Origin of the sequence: Trichocoleus sp. FACHB-6 (assembly GCF_014695815.1) — a bacterium.
Taxonomy (GTDB): Bacteria; Cyanobacteriota; Cyanobacteriia; order Cyanobacteriales; family FACHB-T130; genus Funiculus; species Funiculus sociatus.
In genome coordinates this window covers 24,294-45,857 of record NZ_JACJOY010000010.1, presented here as the reverse complement: position 1 = coordinate 45,857, position 21,564 = coordinate 24,294, and the positions used below count along the sequence as shown (strand labels likewise).

Here is a 21,564-nt window from a genome sequence, read left to right as displayed (position 1 = left end):
GATACCCGACTTCTTTACAGAAGTCGGGTATCTCGTCTTCACTTGCCTGATTAACGCCCATCTTGCATAGGTATGCACTCGTTAAGCGTACTCTTCTGTTCGGTCATCAGAAACTTGCGGAAGTGTTTAAAAAATGCTTCTATAGTTCCATCTGCTAATGCACTCTGAACTGTAATAATAGCCTTTTCCACAGTGTAATTTGGCTCGACTAGAGACAATGCAAATGCTGCATTTAAAGTTACCAAATCGACAATATGTTTCCGCCCCTGCCCGCTGATTATAGCTAAGAATTCAGCGGCATTAGCTGTAGCATCGCCTCCGGCAATATCGGATACTTGCACAGTCGTCATCCCGAAATCTTCAGGTACGATTTCTCTTGTAGTAATGTTATCTTGTACCTCGATTATTTGGGAATTACCAGCTAAAGTAATCTCATCAAGTCCATCCGAACCAGTCACAACTAACGCTTTCACTCCGAGTTCAGATAAAGCTTCCGCAATAACGAGAGCTACTGATGGATTGCCACAGCCTACCATTTGGTGAACTGGTTTACTGGGATTGAGTAATGGCCCTAATAGATTAAAGACAGTAGGTTGTCCTACCTCAGATCGTGCAGCTGCGATCGCGCTAAAAGCAGGATGCCAATCACGAGCAAAAAGAAATGTTAACCCGGTGTTCTGGAGACTCTCAACGGCGCGTACTGTGAGCGCAGATAGGGAAATCCCTAATATTTCCAGTAGATCGAAAGATCCATTAGGCTTTACCGAACCGCGATTGCCGTGTTTAGCAACTCGAACGCCAAGGGCAGCAACGATAAACGCTGCCGTTGTCGAAACGTTGTAGCGTGGCTGACGAACGCCTCCAGTACCAACTATATCGAGATCGACGCGACCAAAGTCTGCCTTTCGTCTTTTCTCCCAGAGGGAATCGCGATACCCCAGTAGTTCTTGGGGTCGTGCGTCCAGAATCGGTCGGGACTGAAGGAAGCTGACGATCTGATCGTGTTCAGCGTATCCTGACAACAGAAAGTCCATAACCTCGCAAGCCTGAGAACGTGTCGGGGGTATCGATAGTTTCATATATGGTTAGTTTTTCTAGAGACTTGCCTTCAAAGAGTGTAGTAGCGTGTCCAGGCTAAAGTGGTAGCGATTGTCTTGCTCAAGGCGATCGCTACTATAGCAATCCGAGCCAGAGTTATGAGATACCAGCCCTTCAGATACCCGACTTCTCTTACGAAGTCGGGTATCTCGTCACGAATCATGTACAAATTAGACAAGAACTGGGACAGGTTGAGGCCAGCGGTTCATGGCTTTACCAATGATGGACAATTCCTGCATTAGGCAATCGAATCGCTCTGGAGTCAGGGATTGGGGGCCATCAGACAGAGCTTTAGCGGGATTGGGGTGAACCTCAATCATCAGAGAATCTGTGCCAGCTGCGATTGCTGCCATCGCCATAGAAGGCACATACTCCGCTTTGCCTGTACCGTGACTGGGGTCAATCATAATCGGTAGGTGCGTCAGACTTCGCAACACAGGTATCACTGACAAATCCAGGGTATTCCGAGAGTATTGTTGATCGAACGTGCGGATACCGCGTTCGCAGAGAATTACATTCGGGTTCCCAGCTGCTAACAGATACTCAGCTGCCATCAACCATTCTTCAATCGTGGCTGCCATTCCCCGCTTTAGCAAGATTGGTTTATTCTGCGCCCCCACTTTTTTGAGCAGCGAGAAATTCTGCATATTGCGAGCGCCTATTTGGATAATATCCGCTACTTCGGCTAATTTTTCCAAATCAGCAGCATCCATGAGTTCGGTGATGATACCTAAACCTGTCGCTTCCCGCGCTGCTGCTAGCAAACCTAGAGCGCTCTCACCATGACCTTGAAAAGCATAAGGTGAAGTGCGAGGCTTGTATGCACCTCCCCGCAAGAATTTTGCGCCAGCTGCCTTAACTCGTCGTGCCGTCTCGACGATCATTTCTTCATTTTCAACTGAGCAAGGCCCTGCCACAACTACCAGTGGATGGTTTTCTCCAAAATGAACAGGCCCGTTAGGAGTGGGTACAACTACCTCACTCGCCTCACCATGATGAAAGGCACGGCTAACTTGTTTAAAGGGTTTCTCAACTCGCAATACCTGTTCAATCCAAGGGCTAAGTTCTTGCAGCTGCAATGGATCTAATGTAGCGGTATTACCCACTAGACCTATTACAACCTTATGTTTACCGACGATTTTTTGTGATGTCAGCCCCCAAGAAGAGCTGAACTCTTGGCTAAGGCGAGCAATCTCCGCTTCTGGAGAGCCGCTTTTCATAATCACGATCATGTTTTAAGTCCCTGTTAATATCTTTGCGTACAAAATGTTCGGAAATTCGCAATTAGGCTTCACCCAAAAGCAGTAGGGTGAAGTCTAATCAGTAGGATTTAAGCAATGTGCAAAAACTTGGCAACTGTTTGCACATCCTTGTCACCACGCCCAGAGCAGTTAATGACAATGCGTTGATTGTCAGCTAGTTGCGGACAGAGAGTTTCTAAGTATGCGATCGCATGAGCAGTTTCCAGTGCTGGGATAATCCCCTCCAACTGCGACATTCGCTTAAATGCGTCTAAAGCTTGTTGATCCGTCACGCTGTAATATTCGGCGCGCCCAAGTTCCTTGAGATAACTATGCTCAGGGCCCACACCGGGATAGTCTAGTCCAGCACTAATAGAATGCGCCTCAATAACTTGACCATCATCATCTTGCAATAAGTAGCTCATCGCACCGTGCAGAACACCAATTCGCCCTTGCGTCAGAGTCGCTGCGTGCTTCTCAGTGTCTACACCTTCACCCGCAGCTTCAACGCCAATCATCCGCACTGTTGATTCATCCACAAACTCGTGGAACAGTCCGATTGCGTTAGAACCACCACCCACACAAGCAAGCAGAATATCCGGTAGCCCTCCCCATTTTTCCAGACACTGGGCGCGAGTTTCTAAGCCAATTACCGCGTGGAAATCGCGCACCATCATTGGGTAGGGATGGGGCCCGGCAACGGAACCGAGAATATAATGGGTAGTCTCCACATTTGTCACCCAGTCTCGAATCGCCTCCGAAGTGGCATCCTTGAGCGTTCCTGTTCCTGCTTCCACTGGACGAACTTCTGCCCCCATCAGTCGCATCCGGAACACGTTGAGAGCTTGTCGCTCCATATCGTGAACGCCCATGTAGATTACGCACTCCAGACCAAAACGCGCGCAAACTGTTGCGGTGGCGACACCATGCTGACCTGCGCCCGTCTCAGCAATAATTCGCTGCTTGCCCATGCGCTTTGCTAATAGCACCTGAGCCAGCGCATTGTTAATTTTGTGAGCGCCTGTATGGTTTAAATCTTCGCGTTTGAGGTAAATTTGCGGCCCTGTGCCATCAGGCCGAGCATAGCGGGCAGTTAAACGCTCCGCGAAGTACAGGGGGCTGGGTCGTCCCACGTAGTCTCGCATTAGGTTTTGCAGTTCCTCTTGAAAACTAGGATCGCTGCGATATTGCTCAAACGCTGTTTCTAGCTCACTGAGCGCAGGCATCAAAGTTTCCGGTACGTACTTACCGCCGAAGCGACCAAACCGACCGAGAATATCGGGTCGCTGGGTAATGGGTGAAGCTAGAGTATAAATGTCTTTTGTGCTTGTCACTGTTAATTTCCTCTATCTGTTGAGTATTTTGCTGATGATTAAGCAGGTAGGCGCAATTGAATTTCACTTGCTAAGGGTTGGTAATGGGTAATAAGAAAGACTTCCTCCCAATTAAAATGGCATTGACTTAACGAGAATTGAGTTTTAGCGTAGGTTGGGTTTCATGACTTCAATTGAACAAAAACAAAGGAGGCGTTGGGTAACGCTATCACTCAACCCAACTTACAAGCTTGTAATTAGCTATTAGCCATTACTAATAGTCAATGTTTTCTGTTTCTTTCTGTGCTTGGAAAGAGAACTTATACCCAAAACACCTAGACCTAATAAACCTAATGTAGAAGTCGGTTCCGGAACCGAAGCTGAAGTAGTGTCATAGGTGTAGCCCATTTTCCGGTAATCTAAAACGTCTGCGGGCGTGACAATATCATCAGAGTCAAAAACTGGTAATAGGGATAGTAAATCTCCTAGCCCTTTACTCGCTGGAGTGGACATACCTCCATCCCAAGGCCACATTGGATCGTTGAGATTGTGTCCATAAGGCTGACCTTCCGAAGGATAAAAATCGCTTCCTTCATGTCCATTATCCTGCCACTCAGCCCAGAGACGATCCACATTAGAATGATTTAGCCAAAATACTGGATCGTTTACAGAACTAGGAATGTTGCTCATCGTTCCTATAGGCTGGAACGTGGGTCGGTTCGTAGTTAAATCAATACGAACCCCACCGACTAAGCCATGAATATAGTTATGAGCAAAGCCTCCATTAATTACATTACCCTCTTTATCAAAAGAAATAAATCCTTCTAAAGCAGGACGAAAAACTTGGTAATCATCGAGGGCAAGAATTCGATCTATCTCTGCTTTAGGTATTGGGTAATCAGTAGCAGGAGGTACTTGCAGAAAGCGTAAGAGTGACGTACCCAACGATTGGTTTGTAGATGGATCGATATGTAAGTCTTTGTTGAGAACCCATCCACTAGCTTCTGAGAAATTACCGGATACAACCGTGCCTCCTTCAAAAGCTCCCGCGCCTGGGATATTGATAGTTACGCCTTGACCATTTGACCCCATAAAATCGGGTTGGAAGATAACGTCAATGGCTGTAGGATCTGTCCAATCCCAGTAGGGAACCGTTACGCTTGGGTCTACTGATTGTAAGGCTTGTTCAAATCTGCGTACATATTCGCGATGCCACGGCAGAAATCCTGAATTTTCATGAGCAGTATCAATATTATGATGATGCTGATGTTCTTCATGCCAATGGATTACGCTCATGGCTCCCAGATGTACGGCAACAAACTGGTCGTAAATACTCAGAGCGCTGCCTTCTGGAATTGTGGTTTTTAAAGTTTTGATAGCGTTAACGAAGTTGTTTTTTTCCTCAGAAGTAAGGTCAACCACGTTTTTTCTAACAACTAGGTCAGCTGCGATCGCTTCCATCCCGAACAAGCTGACAGCTATACCAAAGCTTAATACTTTAACAGATTTATGCAAAAATCCCATGTTTTTTTTCGCTTTCGGTTAACTTCCTCACCGCCAAAATCAGAACTTAAAAATGAAAGCGAAAAACGTTTCATTTTTAAGTTTTGATTCTTAATGCTTGATTAATTGGGGGGTAATCGCTTCTTTCAACTCTCGACAAAGTTCTTCAACAGCTTGCAGTCCTTGAGTTGGAGTACCAGATGCCAAACGTTTCACAAAGGCACTTCCCACAATTACGGCATCTGCACCCCAATCTTTTACCTGACGAGCTTGTTCTATTCCAGAGATGCCAAAACCAACGCCGATGGGTTTGTCAGTTATACCTCGCATCTCTAGTAACAAATCCTTAACACGTCCTTGGACTTGCGATCGCATCCCGGTAACGCCAGTGACACTCACCAGGTAAATAAATCCCTGAGACTGTTGCGCGATCGCTTCAATGCGTTCCTTGGAACTGGTGGGAGCCGTCAGCAAGATTACTTCAATGTCCAAAGCAGCAGCTTGCTGTAGCAGGTTTGAAGCCTCCTCCAATGGTAAATCGGGAACCACCAACCCTCTTACCCCTGCACTCGCAATGTCCTCTAGAAACTGCTGAATGCCTCGGTTCAAAATTGGATTGTAATAAGTAAATAGGATCAGAGGCGCTTTTAAGCCGGGACTGACAGCTTGAAGCATCTCTAAAACCTGTTCTAATTTGGTTCCCTGTTGCAAAGCGCGAGTCGCTGCGGCTTGAATCACAGGGCCATCTGCCAGCGGATCTGAGTAGGGAACGCCCAACTCAATCATGTCAGCACCATTGCGATCTAAGATTCGTAAAGCTTCTGCTGTTGTATCCAGGTCAGGATCTCCAGCGGTGATAAAGGGAATCAAAGCGCACTGGTTGCGATCGCGTAAAGACTCAAAACAATCAGAGATAGAATTCATTCTGATATTCCTTTAAAAATGGCTAATTGCTAATGGCTAATTGCTTTGGAGTAATTAGCAACTTATGCAACTTGTAAAACGATTTTGCCGCGCACGCCCGCGCCGCCCTGTTGAAGCCTTTCATGGGCTTGGTCAACTTGATTAAGCGCAAAGGTCATCCCGACAACAGGCTTAATTTGACTTCGTTCAATTAAGGTTCTTAGCGCTTCGAGTTTAGGGCGGGGACGCTCTAAATGGACAAAGTGAACAGTAATATTTTTCCCAATAGCAAAATTGAGGTCGCCTTGTACGCCAGTCACAGTAACAGCACGACCATCAACTTTGGTTGCTATCAGGCTTTGGGCTAAAACTTCGCCGCCAACCGTACTCAAGCAAACGTCAACCCCTTGTCCGCCTGTTTCGCGCTGAATGATCTCAACAAAGTTTTCGTTTCGGTAGTCAATTGCTCTGTCTGCACCGATGGACTTCACGAAATCAGCGTCGTAGCCGCCGCAAGTTGTATAAACGTATGCACCCGCCGCCTTAGCGATTTGGATAGCAAACGAGCCTACACCTCCTGCACCACCGTGAATTAGTACAGTTTCGCCGATTTTGACATTTGCCCGGTCGATGAGTGCAGCCCACGCTGTACCGCCTGCTACGGGTATGCTAGCTGCTTCTTGATGGGATAAATTTGCAGGCTTTTTGGCGACAATCGATTCATTCGCTACATGATACTCAGCGTTGGCACCGTCGCCATCCATAAGTCCGATGGCATAATATACCTCATCGCCTACTTGAAAATCCCTCACATTTTCCGCGATCGCTTCGACGACACCGGAAACGTCATAGCCGAGGATTGCGGGTAGTTTGATTCTTGGGCCAAATACCCCTTGACGCACCCCACAGTCAGCAGGGTTAACGGAGGTTGCATAAACTTTCACCAAAAGTTCGTTTTTACCTGGTGTTGGTTTATCTACCTCGCGGAGTTCAAAGACTTCTGAACCACCGAAGTCTTTTATAACCATTGCTTTCATGGGATCACCTCAATACATCTCGGTTAGTCGTGTTCATCTGGCAAAAATCCCCCCAACCCCTTTTTTTAGGGGGGCTATTGTTGAGTTAAACCCGTTAAAAAGCAGAGCTATTTATACCAGGGGTATGCTCCTCAACCCCTTTTTTAAGGGGGTCGCCGTAGGCGGGGAGATCAAGCCTTAGCAGACTGTGTACAGCTTGCTCTATATCGGGTTGCTTAACTAAAGACTCTCCTACCAGAACTGCACGGACACCAGCCTCAGCCACAAGGTCTAAATCAGCTCTTGTGTACAGACCAGATTCACTAACAACCGTTATCCCTAAACTGTGCAACTTTTCCCGCCGCTGTGCCATTATTTGCTGTGTAGTTCCTAGCGAGACCGTAAAATTCTCCAGATTACGGTTGTTAATCCCCACTAATCGCACGTTTGAGAGCTTTAGCACCCGGTCGAGTTCTGCTAAGGTATGCACCTCTACTAGCGCGTTCATACCTAGCTCACAGGCAATATTCAGAAAGTTTTGCAGCTCTCGATCCGATAAGATGGCTGCAATTAGCAGCACCGCATCCGCTCCAACCGTCCGCGCTAGATAAATTTGGTAGGGGTCAATGATAAACTCTTTGCAGAGTAGCGGTAGCGTGACGCGCTGACGAATAAGATGCAGATTTTCAAAGCTACCCTGGAAGAATTTGCGATCGGTTAGCACAGACAGACAGGTTGCTCCACCCCCCTGATAGCTTTGCGCGATCGCAACTGGATCAAAATCCGCTCGAATTACTCCTTTACTAGGTGACGCTTTCTTGACTTCTGCAATCAAACTAGGGCAATTTGAATGCTGTAAAGCCATCAGAAAATCCTTTGGACAAGGAGCATTATTTAGCTGCTCTTGAAGAGTTGCTAAAGGTAGCTGTTCTTTGCTTTGAGCAACTTCTTGCTCCTTGTACTTTACAATCTTTTGCAGAATATTGGCTTCGAGATTTGGCGGATGGCGATGGATTTGCATTGGGGTAACTTGAGTTAAGAACAAACGCGATCGCTTTAATGTCGGACAGTGGAAAAGTCGGAATTAACTTGCAAATTTCCATCCAGATTTTCCTGAACAGTCATTTCCACCATATTTGAGGAATCACTACCTTTTGCATAGGTACGGATCGCGTTGATAATAATCGCCAGACCAACTTCTCCACCAAGCGTCATGATAGATTCTGGGTGGAACTGGACTGCGGCGATCGGGAGTATCTTATGCTCAATTCCCATAATCACATCATCATGGGAAATAGCTGTAACTTTCAGTTCTTCAGGCAATGAATCTTGCAGAGCAAACAATGAGTGATATCTACCGACTTCAAAAGATTGCGGTAAGTTTTGGAAAAGTCCCGATTCTGAATCTGTGACAAAAACACGCGATGGCTTACCATGTTGTGGATAGTTGAGAACTCCCAGTTCACCGCCGAAAGCTTCAACAATTCCTTGCAACCCTAAACAAACTCCGAAGATGGGAATTTGTCGCTGTACGCAAGCTTTTACCATTTCTGGTACATGAAATTCACTGGGTCTGCCAGGGCCAGGAGATAAAACAACCAAGTCTGGATTACTATCAAGAATTTCTTCTGAGAACCCATGACGTAGCGTTGTGACTGTAGCACCAGTCTGGCGAATGTAGTTAGCAAGTGTATGCACAAACGAGTCTTCATAATCAATTAGTAAGACACGCTTGTTTTCTCCAAAACGAACTTTTCCCTCGCCAACTACCGAACTATTTGGCACTTCAACACTCGTTTGTTTAGCTTGGCGAATTGTTTGAAAAAGAGCTTCTGCCTTAGTGAGAGTTTCCCGTTCTTCCGCTTCTGGAACCGAGTCATAAAGAACAGTAGCACCAACTCGAACTTCTGCGATCGCATCTTTCAAACGCATAGTCCGCAGAATTAAACCAGTGTTCAAATTGCCATTAAAAGTTAAGCATCCAACGGCTCCACCATACCAACGTCGGGCGCTACGTTCGTGCTGTTCAATAAACTGCATTGCTGCCCGTTTTGGAGCGCCCGTCACCGTCACTGCCCAAGTATGACTTAAAAAGGCATCCAAAGCATCAAACTCAGGCCGTAATATTCCCTCAACATGATCTACTGTATGGATTAAGTGACTGTATAACTCAATTTGGCGACGACCAATTACTCTTACTGATCCAGGTTCGCAAATGCGAGATTTGTCATTACGATCGACATCAGTACACATTGTTAACTCAGATTCATCCTTGCGGGAATTGAGCAACTGACGAATACGATCCGCGTCATCAATAGCATCTTGTCCGCGCACGATCGTACCGCTGATCGGACACGTTTCAATACGCCTTCCTTCAACACGGACAAACATCTCTGGAGATGCACCAATCAGATATTCCCCACCTAAATTAAAGATAAACCCATAGGGGCTAGGATTTATTTGCTTTAATGTTTGGAACAGTTTAGCTGGGGAGGTTTCGCATACTTCAAAAAAGCTTTGGCTGGGAACAACCTCAAATAAATCGCCTCTTTTGAAGTAATCAAGTGCTTTGTTAACTTGGTTGGCGTATTCTCCCGGTGCATGATCAGATATTTGATTTCGGGTAAGACACTTGCCTTTGTAATCAATTACCTCACCTGTACGAGGTAAACCATTGGTATTACCATGCACAGTATCAAATTCATATTGGATACGATATGCGCTCTGAAGGTAGTAGTCAACTATCGTCAATTCATCAGGCAGATATAGCACCAAATCCCGCTGATCGGCTGGACGTTCTTGAAGCTGGGAAACTGACTCAAACTGATATACCAAGTCGTAGCCAAACGCACCATATAACCCCAGATGTTCATCTTCAATGCTGTAAAAAGAATGTAGAATATCACGAACAATAGTGAAAACAGAAGGTTGCTTGCTACGTTCTTCTTCTGGGAAAGATTCTTCTGTTGGTTTTATAGAACCAGTGATAAAATACTTTTCCAGAGTGATTTCCTGAAGTTGCGATCGCGACTTTAAACGCTCTGCCAAATAAGCCAAAAGCACGACCCCGCGCTCGTTAAGTGCAGTCAGAGTGAAAGAGCGATCGCGTGTAGCGAGTTCCAGGGGTGGATTAACAAAACCTATAGCCCATCTCTTGTATCTTCCTGGGTATTCGTAGCTGCTTGCAAGCAAACCTCCTCGCTGAGAATTAATGCGTCCCAAAATCTCTTCAATGGCAGTTTCCATTGAAATCTCGATTATGGAACGAGTTATGTTAACGCCGCCTCTGGTTATATAGCTGTGGGAATCAAAAAACATAATAAAGTCAATCCAAATTCTAGTTAAAAGTCGGTATTAACAGCCCTATTTGAGAAAGTTACCCAACTTAGACTCAAATTTTGCTTTTGCCAATATTTTCCCTATGTGGCAATCTCATACCAATTCGCTTTTTTGGCGGTTACACTTAAGCTTCTTCTCAACCCCCTTTAAAAGGGGGTTGAGGGAATCTTAAATGTGGCATTAAAACAGTTAATTAGTATCAGACGCTAAGCTTCTGTCTACTCCGCTTTTTGAGCCTTGAATACAGTAAAAATGAGACCCCCAGCACTACCAGCGGTGTTGAAAATCCAGGCTCAGGTACAGACTGAACATTACCGTCATTAGTACCAGTATCTTTGGCAAGGATGAGTCGGTTAAACGTCTGACTTTCCGATTCCCCTAAATTGCCTGTTAACCCAATAAAGTCTTCACCAATCCTGCCCATGAGGGAGTTAATCAAGTCGTCAACAGTAGTCTTTATCTCTGGCAATAATGTTTCCGGGCTGGTGATGTTGTCACCATCAACTAACCAGTTGCCATTACCAACGACTGTGTTATTACTGGTGAACAGCCAATTGCCATTCCCAATGACCGTGTTGTTACTTCCGAAGTCCCAGTTACCGTTACCGATAGTTGAGTTATTGCTTCCGAAGTGCCAATTACCATTACCCAAGGTTGCGTTATCGCTAACGTAGTCTAAATACCAATTGCCATTGCCAATGGTTGCATTGTCGCTGCTGAAGTCCCAATGCCAGTTACCATTACCGATGGTTGCGTTATCGCTTCCAAATTGCCAATTACCATTACCAATGGTTGCGTTGTCGCTACTGAAGTCCGAGTTACCATTGCCGATGGTTGCGTTATCGCTTCCGATGTCCGAGTTACCATTCCCAATGGGTGCGTTGCTACTATTGAACGATACGTCACCACCACCAGCAAACGGATTACTTCCACCGCCACTACCGCCAGCAAAAGGATTGCTTCCACCGCCAGTACCGCCAGCGAACGGATTACTTCCACCGCCACTACCGCCAGCAAAAGGATTGCTTCCGCCACCACTACCGCCAGCAAAGGGATTGCTTCCACCGCCGCTACCGCCAGCAAAAGGATTACTTCCACCGCCGCTACCACCAGCGAATGGATTGCTTCCGCCGCCACTACCGCCAGCAAAAGGATTACTTCCACCGCCACCAGCAAAAGGATTACTTCCACCGCCGCTACCACCAGCGAATGGATTGCTTCCGCCGCCACTACCGCCAGCAAAAGGATTACTTCCACCGCCACCAGCGAACGGGTTACTTCCACCGCCACTACTGCCGCCAGCGAACGGATTGCTTCCACCGCCAGTACCGCCACCAGCAAACGGGTTACTTCCACCGCCAGTACCGCCACCAGCAAAAGGATTGCTTCCGCCACCACTACTGCCGCCAGCGAACGGATTGCTTCCGCCGCCAGTACCGCCACCAGCAAACGGGTTACTTCCACCGCTAGTACCGCCGCCAGCAAACGGGTTGCTTCCACCGCCACCAGCAAACGGGTTACTTCCACCGCCACTACCGCCGTCAGCAAACGGGTTACTTCCACCGCCACTACTGCCGCCAGCGAACGGATTGCTTCCACCGCCAGTACCGCCACCAGCAAACGGGTTACTTCCACCGCCACCAGCAAAAGGATTGCTTCCGCCACCACTACCGCCGCCAGCGAACGGGTTGCTTCCGCCGCCACTACCGCCGCCAGCAAACGGGTTGCTTCCACCGCCAGTACCGCCGCCAGCAAACGGGTTACTTCCACCGCCACCAGCAAAAGGATTGCTTCCGCCACCACTACTGCCGCCAGCGAACGGATTGCTTCCACCGCCAGTACTGCCACCAGCAAACGGGTTGCTTCCGCCGCCAGTACCGCCGCCAGCAAACGGGTTGCTTCCACCGCCACCAGCGAATGGATTGCTTCCGCCGCCACCAGCAAATGGATTGCTTCCACCAGTAGATGAGTTGCTACGACTCAGGGGGTTGGCACCGCCACCGAAGATAGTGAAGAGATTGTCGCCAGCAAACGGGTTGCCACCATAGGGTAGGTCGTTAAAGGAAGAGTTACCACCTGTAGGAGAACCGCTTCCACCAAAGGGTGAGTTATCACCAAGAACTACAGACAGCCGATCAAAGGGTGATTGCCGAGGCAAGGTGCCACCGCTATTTGGGTTGCTGTTACCAGTAGATGATGGGTTGCCACCAGCAAACGGGTTGCTACCGCTGGATTCATTTGCGTCCATCAGTAATAGTCCTCTTATTTTAGGAAAAAATTGGTTAGAGACGGAGGAACATCAAAAAGACAAACCTGCACTTGCTTTATGACGCTTGTCTTCGGTTTTTCAATACTCCCCGCTTCTGTCTCGTGTTTAGTTGCTAAACAGCAGTGCGATCGCGATCGCTTGTCAAATCGATGACTGACTTTTGTTGTCGTTTTCTCAATGTCGCCGCCGCTCCAATCCCCAGGAACGCTAAACTCAATACGGAGGAAGGTTCAGGTACTGCGGTTCTGTCTATGTTTAACACCTGGACGCGACCTTGGAAGAAATCGCCCACATAGAGTTTGTCATCTTTGTAGCTTGTGCCAGCCGTCCAGTTAAATTTCCCTGGTGAGAGGTCGAGGGGATTGCCAAAGGGTGGCTCACCTAGTTGGGGAGGTGGTGCTGCGACAGCTGAACCAAATGCAGTGAGGAAGTTACCGTTTTTATCGAATACCTGAACGCGGCTGTTGATAGAATCAGCCACATAAATATTCTCAAACTCATCCACTTCTAGTCCAATTGGCTGATTAAACTCTCCAGGCCCGGTGCCTTGTTTGCCAAACGTCAAGATAGGATTACCTTCTGGATCGAGTACCTGAACGCGGTTGTTAAACTGGTCACTCACAAAGAAATTTCCACTAACTGGGGAAATTCTCAAACCTGCTGGCCCTTGGAACTGCCCAGGTTCGGTTCCAGAGCTGCCAATGGAACCGATTAGCTCGCCGTCCTTAGTGTATTTGTTGATCTTGTCGCCGCTAAAATCACCCACATACACATTGCCAGCTTTGTCGAATGTCACACCAGAGGGGCCAAAGAAAGCCCTACCCGGTATGAGTCCGGCAAATGAGCCAAAGGAGTTAATAAAATTACCTTGGGGATCGTAGACATTAACGCGGTTGTTGAAAACATCCCCTACATACAAATTCCCAGTATCCGGATCAATTTCTAAAGCTGATGGCTCGTCAAATTGTCCGGGGCCTTTGCCGCCCTCGCCAATTGCTCCTATATAGTTACCTTGAGGGTCGAATACTTCAACTTTGTTACCGATGTCCGGGTTAAAACTGCCGTCTGGGTTAAGACCGCGACCGTTACTTATGAGGGTATTCCCAGAGGCATCCACTGCTATGCCTTGGGGAACAAACAGCTGCCCAGGGCCGAAACCAGGACTGCCAATACTACGCTCGTAGGTTAAAGTTAGCGATTTGGCTTCAGTTGCTGCTGCAACTATGAATCCGGTACTGAGAATGGCAATTGAAAGATTTTTTACTAATCCCATAAGATTGAATTCCTGGTTGGGTGAGTTTATATGGTTGCGATCGCGCTACACTTTTTTCATTCAGGCGATCGCAACCATGCGTTAAGGTATCTACCAAAAGTTGTTAGATCGTCTCTGTCAAAGCTTTACTGTTTTTGTGTTTTTGTTTGTTGCCCTTTCTGGCAACAGCAGTTATTGTGCCAATGGCTAATAAACCCAGTACCGAAGCGGGTTCGGGAACTGGTGTGGTATCAACCCGAACGACTTGTCCTCGCCCGGGTCCAACACCGCGTGTTGTGACATAAATTTGGTTGTCAGGACCAATAGCAAGACCATCAGCCGATTCCAGCCCTTCACCCGCAGCGACGAGGGTTGTGCGAGTCCCATCAGGAGCTAGTTGAATTAAAGAACCAGGCAAGTTCTGGATGTTCGGACTTGTTAACTGTGACAGGTCGCTGAACTGTAAGACTAGCAAGTTGCCTTGCTTATCAAACGTTAGTTCTGTAATTGCGTTAAACCCTTCAGCATAAACTTCTGGTATACCATTCTCCCCAATTCGGAAGATCCGCGCTTGATCTTGTGGATAGGGAAAGCCTGAATATTCACCAACATATAAAGCACCATCGGGACCAATTGCCCCACCAGTGGGTACGGATTGAATTGTGATCCGAGGGTTTCCTGCCTCATCTGGAGGTAGAAAGTTTATTAGCCCTGGTGGAAGCTCTACTCCTGGTGGAAGTGGTGGAAGTTTTGGGTTAGTAATGATGTTCAGAGGAAGTGCAACTGCTTTTGCATCACTGCCATCAAGTTTGAGGCTATAGGCTACGTTCCCACCGCCATCAATGACATAAGCAGTATCGCCACTAATAGTCAAGTCGTAGGGATTGGTAACTACGTCTCCACCGTCAGGATTATTAATGATTTCATATTTGCCGAAGTCGAAAATCTCAGTTAGCTCTTGCGTGATCAAATCAGCTTTGAACAGTTTTGCCAAGTTAGAAGTATTTAAGACTTCATCGGGTGCGGCTGGAGGGAAAGTAGCGAGTTGCGTTGGTGGGATTGGAAAATTAGCGCCAAGGGCAATTGTTTCTGCATCACGATTTCCCGGATAACCAGCAAACCCAGTTAGAAGATAAGCATTACCAAAAGAATCAAATTGTAGATCCTGAGGACCAGCTCCTTGATTTCCAGAGGGTTGTTCTGCTAGAGACTGGAAGTTTTGAAATATCCGCGACTGCTGACCGTCTGGCGTAAGTTTGACAACTGAGCCACTATTTCCAGCGCAGATCGGCTGAAATATCGTACTAGGTGATGCCTGACACTTGCCATTTCCTCCGATACCAGGCTCGGCTACGTAGAGCGTACCGTCAGGACCAAAACTAACAGCGCGTGCGTTACTAACTCCATCCACAACCACAGTCAACGATGCAGCTTGGGCGGCTTTGGTTCCGGTAATAGCGGTAAGACCAATCAGAAATGTCAGAGTAAATTGCTTGAGTTTCATGTGTCGCAAAGTTGGATTTAAGTGAATGAAAGTTTGTTAGTTGACTTGACGATCTGCGATCGCACATTTACGCTTCCGCATCCGAGCAACACCTATGCCAAGGGTGAATAAGGCTATAGCAGAACTAGGATCTGGCACAGGTTTGGGATCAATTCTTAGGACTTGCCCTTGTCCAGGGCGACCGCCGCGATTTGTGACGTAGATTGCACCATCGGGGCCCAGAGTTAGGGAAGTAGGCGACTCTAGGCCATTACCGCCCAGGAGAGTTGTGCGATCGCCATCTGGGGTTATTTTGAAGAGACTTGCCTCTAAATTACCTTTCCAGGCTGACTGATTGGCGTACTGCAAGGCATACAAATTACCCGCAGCATCAAATTCCAAGTCTGTTAGTTGCGTAAAGCCATCAGCGTAGACAGTTGGTTGACCATCAGCACCAACACGATAGATTTTTGCTCCACCTTCTGGAAAAGGAAAACCAGTAAATTCGCTGACGTAATAAGCACCATCCAAACCTTTTGCCACAGCTGAGGGTACTGGTTGAACTGGAAACTGCAATGGTGGTGTATCAGGAAGACTACCAATAGGAGGTACCTGTCCGGGATCGAAAGGTACGGAGTCAGGACCTGGAAAGACTGGATTAGTCAATATCTGGGTGGGAAGGAGCGCGATCGCTCTCAAATCGTCCCCATTAATCCCTAGACCCAGCAAGTCGTTCGCACCTGCATCAACTACAACAAAGTTATTGCCATCTATGAGAAAATCCAAGGGATTGCTAACTAAATCGCCGCCATCGGGATTGTTAGCGAGTTCATAGTTAGCTAAATCTGCAATACTGCTCCACGAATTTGTATTGAAGTCGGGAGAGATGATTTTGCCAAGGTCAGTGTCACCGATTATGCGATCGCGTAAAGCTGGATTAGCAGCATACCCAAGCAGAACATAAGGCGAACCTTTGGCATCAAATTTTATATCGTGAGGGCCAGCTGCTCCCGTACCGTCTGGTAATGCTACCGAAGGAAGTCCGGTAAGTATCCGCTTGAAAGTCCCATTCTCAATTTTGGTTACTGCACCACTTGTTCCATAACATAAAGAATCGCCTTGGGCGCTCGGTGATGGAACGCAAACCCCGTTTCCCCCCGTTCCCGCCTCTGTAACATACAGCGCACCGTCAGGGCCAAAGCTAAGACCCTTTGCATTATCAAGACCGTCCGCAAGTATTGTAAAAGATACTGCTTCTGCGGCTTTTGCTCCCACAACAGCGACACTACAAAAAGTTAGAAATGCAATAGGAAATTGCTTTACTTTCATCTCAGGCGATATTGGCTCTAAGTAATTTTTGAGAATTAGAGGATGTCCCAGAAGTGTCAAAAGCTAGTTTGATCTCCCCAGCCCCCTTTTCAACGGTGGAGAATCAAGTCTTAGTCCCCCTTTTTAAGAAGTATGCCAGGAGGATCTCCACCATCTAAGAGTCTCGATTATGACTTTTCAGACATCCTCTTAGCTATTAGCAAACAGCTAATGGCTAACTGGTACATAACTCATCCCACGATCAAAGGACTTAACGTTGCCAGCTTTCGCTTCTGCGAATCGCTTAATGTTCATGCTCTCAGCCCCAAAATCCTCAATCTGGAGTTTGCCGTGGGCGAGAGTTTCACCTGTTTTCCAAAATGTAATCCGATGCAGGATGAACCCAGGAGCTTCCGGGTCTCCGAAAGCATAAGATGTTGGGATTATCAGCGCCACAGACCGCTGATAAAAGTCGTAGTCTGGATAGAAATTTTCCTGCTCAAGCAAGTAATATTTGCTCAAAGTATGCAGTCTTAGAGAAACTTTCACCTTCTGGTCATATTCATCCTTGAATTCACCAAATTCAGGACTTATTTCTCCATTTGGTCGTAGTAAATGCGCCCACTCATCTATGTTCCGTAAGTCTTTTAAGTATTCAACCCCGATTTCAATTGGCGCATCAACATAGATGGTGTCAGTATCGATAAAGTAGCGCCCTTTCGCTGCTGCGGTAAGGCCACCTTTGCGTTCCAAAACACCTTTGAGAGAACGACACTCGGAAGTGTGTACCGTGTGAATTCCCTGCATAATCATCTGAGTTTGTCGTTTTGGATCGACAAAACTGAGCCAGTGAAAATAGACTCCTTTTTCATCAGTTCCCGGCTCAATGTAGTCAGCGGGAAAAAGCAGCACAGGGTAAACTTGAAAATATTTCTGATACTCAAATCCGCAGTGCCATTCAATGCCGTAGAATAGCGGATTTTCTAGTTTTTTAACGTGATAGTAGAGATTTTTGTGATAGCCAGATGCTGTTCCCAGCCAGGTATCTTCATCAACTTGCTCTACCATCCGGCTGAAGAGAGTCCACTCGTCCAGATTTTTTAAACTACACAGGTAGTCAAAGGCTATCTCCGGCGAAGTTGCAATATAAGCAGACGTTGCAAACGTATTTCTTTCCACAGTTCACTCCTTCAATTTGTTTGCTGCATAAGCTTGATATGCTTAGCTTTCAGAATTCGCTTTTCAGCCAAAACTTTAGAAGCTTCATAAGTTGTATAACCTTCTTTCTCAGCACTTTCAAAAATCTCTAATAAAGTGCTGTAGATGTTATTTAATTGGCTTAAAGCTTTTTCCTCCTCATATCCAATCATTTCGTTGTAAACGTTGATTAATCCTCCAGCGTTGATTACGTAATCTGGGCAATAGAGGATTCCCTTTGATTCAAGGAGTTTACTGTGTATATGCTCATTTTCAAGCTGGTTATTTGCAGCACCAGCCACAATTAGAGCTTTAAGCTGAGGAATTGTAGAACTATTAAGAATTCCTCCTAATGCACAAGGAGCAAAAACATCAACATCAAGAGAGTAAATTTCGTTGGGTTCAACAACGGTTGCCCCATATAAACGTTTTATCTCTTCTGTCTTCTCTTTACTTACATCGGTGACAAAGAGTTTCACGTCATGTTCATGTAAGCGCTGACAGAGATTCTTGCCTACATTTCCCAGTCCTTGTACTGCAACTTTTAAACCAGCAAGTTCATTTCTTTGCAACCGGAACTCTGTAGCAGCTTTGATTCCTAAAAGAACTCCTATAGATGTTATGGGTGCTGGGCCTCCCGATTTTTCGGAAGTACCGACAACATGATTTGTTTCTTTACTAATTTGACGAACATCTTCAGGGGAAAGATTTACATCTTGCCCGGTAATAAAACGTCCGTTTAGGCTTTCTACAAAACGTCCGTAGGCTCTGAAAAGTTCATCGGTTTTATTTTCCGGATTAGCAATAATTACTGCTTTTCCGCCGCCGACTGGAATGTTTGCACAGGCTGCTTTGTAGGTCATTCCGCGACTAAGACGAAGTGCGTCTCGCAAGGCATCTTCTTCGGTTACATAAGGCCACAGACGTGTTGCACCCATCGCGGAACCTAGCCCGGTGTCATGGATGGCGATAATTGCTTTAAGATTTGATTCTTTGTCATGGCAGAAGAGAACTTGCTCATGACCCATTTCTTTCGTAGTTTCAAACAGTTTCACACAGCTCTCCTGATACGCCTAATTAGGGATTGGGGACTGGGGATTGGGGAGTGGGAGAGAAGGTAGGTTGGGTCTCGCCGCGAAGAAACCTCTCTCTTGAAAAGCTTTGAGCGGAGGAAGGCTCTGATCAAACTTTTCGCTCCCCAACCTCACCCCTACGCGGGGAGGGGCTTGAAGATTCCCTTAGTAAGTTGTTGGGTTTCCACACGGTAAACCCAACCTAAAAATTACTTTTTCCCTAGTTTGGTTAAACTAATGGGAATGAAAGGTGCTTAACCGGGGTTGATACGGCTCCTTGTGCAGCAAGACTCTGATTACGCCCTTTGGATGGTGCAGGTCGATTGGCATCGATAGCGACATCGACAACGAAGGGGACGGTGGATGCGATCGCTTTCTCTAATGCCGCTTGCAGATCAGACTCTTTTTCGACGCGAATCCCTTCAGCTCCCATCCCGCAAGCAATCTGAACGAAATTCGCTGGGGGAATTGCCGCATCTGCACCTTTGAGTCCCAGCAATGTCATCCCTTGATGGCACATATTGTAGCGGGCATCGTTAAGTACAATCCAAACGGCGGGAATTTGGTATTTCACAGCTGTGCTGATTTCGTTGTTCATCAGCATGGCTCCATCTCCGACAATGGCAACAGCTTTGCCATTTCGTGCTTGGGCTGCACCGACAACACCCGCGACAGTATGACCCATCGATCCAACTCCGGTGCTGACTCGGTAACGATTTGATTGGGAAAATCGCAGCAGGTGAGTTGCCCAAGTAAATGAGTTTCCGCACTCTGCCATTACTATTGCATCACTGCCTTCGACGATGGTGCGTTGAATTGCATCCATGAGTATTTCCGGGCGCACTGGGCTGTCTGCGCCGGGAGCGATCGCTTCCCGTTCAGGATTAGGCAGGGACACCGCCTCTGACCCGCTAGGGCGTTCTGGCAATTGCTTCAGCAAGGCTTCTACAAACACGCCTACGTCAGATTGAACGGGCAACGTTTTCACAAATGGATAGGCAACCCCCGGCACTTCCGGGTCAATATCAACATGAATGAATCCCCCAGAGGGAACCAGCGAATTACTCCAGAAAGAAGTAGGTTCGCCGAGTCGCGTTCCCAGTACCAGGGTATGCAAAGGCGGTTGCTCTTGCATATATGTCAGTACGGAAGCATGACCGCCCAAGCCTGTGACACCGACAAACTGAGGATGATCTTCTGGGAAGATGCCCTTACCACGCGGCGAACACATCACAGCCGCCCCGGTTTTTTCGGCAAGTTGGCGAATTGCATCCCCTGCACCCCGCGCCCCGAAGCCAACCCAGATGGCAAACGATCCTTGTGATAGCATCTGTACGCATTTTGCGATCGCTTCGGAACTCGGCGCGAACAGAGAATGAGACAGGTCTAACCGAGGCAAAGATGTATTCACCAAACTTGTCTGCACTCCGGTGGGAATACTCAAATGGGCGACAAAGCCGCCCGGCTGTGACAGTCCCAAAGCAAGTCTGCGAAAAATCTGTGGAAGTTCTTCAGGAGACTCAATAGTTGTTGCATAGTTGAACAACTCGCCTGAACTAAATATCCCGGATTTCGGCAATGTGTATCCGCTGGTTTCTTGGATAGCCCAGCGCCCGCGTTGCGGTGCTGTGGTGCAAGCTGACAGGAGAATCACCTTTGCACCCTCACCACGCGCTGCAAACAGCCCGGTCAGCGCGTTGGTGATTCCTGGCCCGGCTGTGGTGAATACGACAGCTGGACGACCTGTGGCAAAGTACGCTTCAACGGCTGCAAAGGCGGCTCCGCTTTCATGACGAAAGTTAAGCACCTGCATTAGGCTATTAGACAGGGAACCCCAAAGCGATGCCATTGCACCCCCGGCGACACCAAAAGCGTAGCTTACTCCTAATTCTTCCAGCATTGAAGCGATCGCTTCGGTGACACTAAGGGATGCTTCCGAGTGGTTGCTAAGAACAGGCTTGGTATTTGAGTCATCGATGCTTTGATAATTGCGCGTCGGATCGGCTGGCGCGGAATCTACATAGGTGTAGGTATCTGTTGCGAATGCTTTGTAGGACTCAATGCTCATTGGAAAAGTTGGTATATAGTTTTCGGTCGTTTGGTTTCGATTACTTCTAGGAAGTTGAAGCAAGTCCCTGTATGCTTCTTAAAAACTTGAACATCACCCAGCAGCAGCGAGAATATGTAATCTCTAGGAGTGCCTTCTCTTTATGCCTCGACTGCCCGATTAAAATTCTTAAATTAAAGTTAAGCGCTTTAATAGGCTTAAACTACGTTCTTTCTGTTGCGTCAGATTCACTAACCTAATTTTTTCATGAGAACGCAACAAGTTTTCTTTGTTCGTTTTGTGTTTTTTAGTGCTTGCTCACTCTGTTAATTATTAAATTTGAGTTAACAGCACTTTCGTGTTCGGTCTTCCCTGTAAAGAAGCTTACAAAACTTTAAGGGGGGGCTGCAATGAACAATCTATTGATGTATTTGTCAATTCTTTCGATTTTGTTCTTTATATATACGTAAGTATTGCCGCATATCTCGCTGTGATTGGCTCACAGCAAGGCTTAAAGCCCTA

16 protein-coding genes are annotated in these 21,564 nt (G+C 47.0%); all 16 read right to left on the bottom strand.

What is annotated here, in order from left to right:
* Positions 1–50: 50 nt before the first annotated feature.
* Positions 51–1,079 (bottom strand): anthranilate phosphoribosyltransferase, encoded by a 1,029-nt coding sequence (gene trpD, locus H6F66_RS01060; protein WP_190417395.1) that lies wholly within the window; start codon positions 1,077–1,079, stop codon positions 51–53.
* Positions 1,080–1,108: 29 nt separating this feature from the next.
* A complete protein-coding gene (locus tag H6F66_RS01055) occupies positions 1,109–1,261 on the bottom strand; it encodes a hypothetical protein (protein ID WP_206755763.1) in 153 nt (50 codons plus the stop codon).
* Positions 1,262–1,268: 7 nt separating this feature from the next.
* Positions 1,269–2,330, bottom strand: coding sequence for a 3-deoxy-7-phosphoheptulonate synthase (aroF, locus tag H6F66_RS01050; protein WP_190417391.1), 1,062 nt, complete (start codon positions 2,328–2,330; stop codon positions 1,269–1,271).
* A 98-nt stretch (positions 2,331–2,428) separates the two neighbouring features.
* A complete protein-coding gene (gene trpB, locus H6F66_RS01045; RefSeq protein ID WP_190417499.1) occupies positions 2,429–3,655 on the bottom strand; it encodes a tryptophan synthase subunit beta in 1,227 nt (408 codons plus the stop codon).
* Between the two features lie 261 nt (positions 3,656–3,916).
* Positions 3,917–5,176, bottom strand: a complete 1,260-nt coding sequence (locus tag H6F66_RS01040) for a tyrosinase family protein (protein ID WP_190417389.1) — start codon at positions 5,174–5,176, stop codon at positions 3,917–3,919.
* 90 nt (positions 5,177–5,266) lie between these two features.
* On the bottom strand, positions 5,267–6,079 hold the full coding sequence (gene trpA / locus H6F66_RS01035; RefSeq protein WP_190417387.1) for a tryptophan synthase subunit alpha: 813 nt from the start codon (positions 6,077–6,079) through the stop codon (positions 5,267–5,269).
* Positions 6,080–6,141: 62 nt separating this feature from the next.
* Complete coding sequence (locus H6F66_RS01030; protein ID WP_190417385.1) at positions 6,142–7,095, bottom strand: zinc-dependent alcohol dehydrogenase family protein; 954 nt, start codon at positions 7,093–7,095, stop codon at positions 6,142–6,144.
* 94 nt (positions 7,096–7,189) lie between these two features.
* Positions 7,190–8,095: an indole-3-glycerol phosphate synthase TrpC gene (gene trpC / locus H6F66_RS01025; protein WP_190417383.1), complete on the bottom strand. Its 906-nt coding sequence runs from the start codon at positions 8,093–8,095 to the stop codon at positions 7,190–7,192.
* 35 nt (positions 8,096–8,130) lie between these two features.
* Positions 8,131–10,392: an anthranilate synthase gene (locus tag H6F66_RS01020; protein ID WP_190417381.1), complete on the bottom strand. Its 2,262-nt coding sequence runs from the start codon at positions 10,390–10,392 to the stop codon at positions 8,131–8,133.
* Between the two features lie 220 nt (positions 10,393–10,612).
* On the bottom strand, positions 10,613–12,661 hold the full coding sequence (locus H6F66_RS01015) for a hypothetical protein (protein ID WP_190417378.1): 2,049 nt from the start codon (positions 12,659–12,661) through the stop codon (positions 10,613–10,615).
* Between the two features lie 133 nt (positions 12,662–12,794).
* Positions 12,795–13,955, bottom strand: coding sequence for a scytonemin biosynthesis PEP-CTERM protein ScyF (gene scyF / locus H6F66_RS01010; RefSeq protein WP_190417376.1), 1,161 nt, complete (start codon positions 13,953–13,955; stop codon positions 12,795–12,797).
* 103 nt (positions 13,956–14,058) lie between these two features.
* Positions 14,059–15,438: a ScyD/ScyE family protein gene (locus tag H6F66_RS01005; protein ID WP_190417374.1), complete on the bottom strand. Its 1,380-nt coding sequence runs from the start codon at positions 15,436–15,438 to the stop codon at positions 14,059–14,061.
* A gap of 36 nt (positions 15,439–15,474) precedes the next feature.
* The gene (locus H6F66_RS01000) at positions 15,475–16,746 is read right to left on the bottom strand and encodes a ScyD/ScyE family protein (protein ID WP_190417372.1); all 1,272 of its coding nucleotides are present in this window, start codon (positions 16,744–16,746) and stop codon (positions 15,475–15,477) included.
* 207 nt (positions 16,747–16,953) lie between these two features.
* On the bottom strand, positions 16,954–17,904 hold the full coding sequence (gene scyC / locus H6F66_RS00995; protein ID WP_190417369.1) for a scytonemin biosynthesis cyclase/decarboxylase ScyC: 951 nt from the start codon (positions 17,902–17,904) through the stop codon (positions 16,954–16,956).
* Positions 17,905–17,915: 11 nt separating this feature from the next.
* The gene (gene scyB, locus H6F66_RS00990; protein WP_190417367.1) at positions 17,916–18,977 is read right to left on the bottom strand and encodes a tryptophan dehydrogenase ScyB; all 1,062 of its coding nucleotides are present in this window, start codon (positions 18,975–18,977) and stop codon (positions 17,916–17,918) included.
* Between the two features lie 247 nt (positions 18,978–19,224).
* A complete protein-coding gene (gene scyA, locus H6F66_RS00985) occupies positions 19,225–21,078 on the bottom strand; it encodes a scytonemin biosynthesis protein ScyA (protein ID WP_347269315.1) in 1,854 nt (617 codons plus the stop codon).
* Positions 21,079–21,564: the final 486 nt, after the last annotated feature.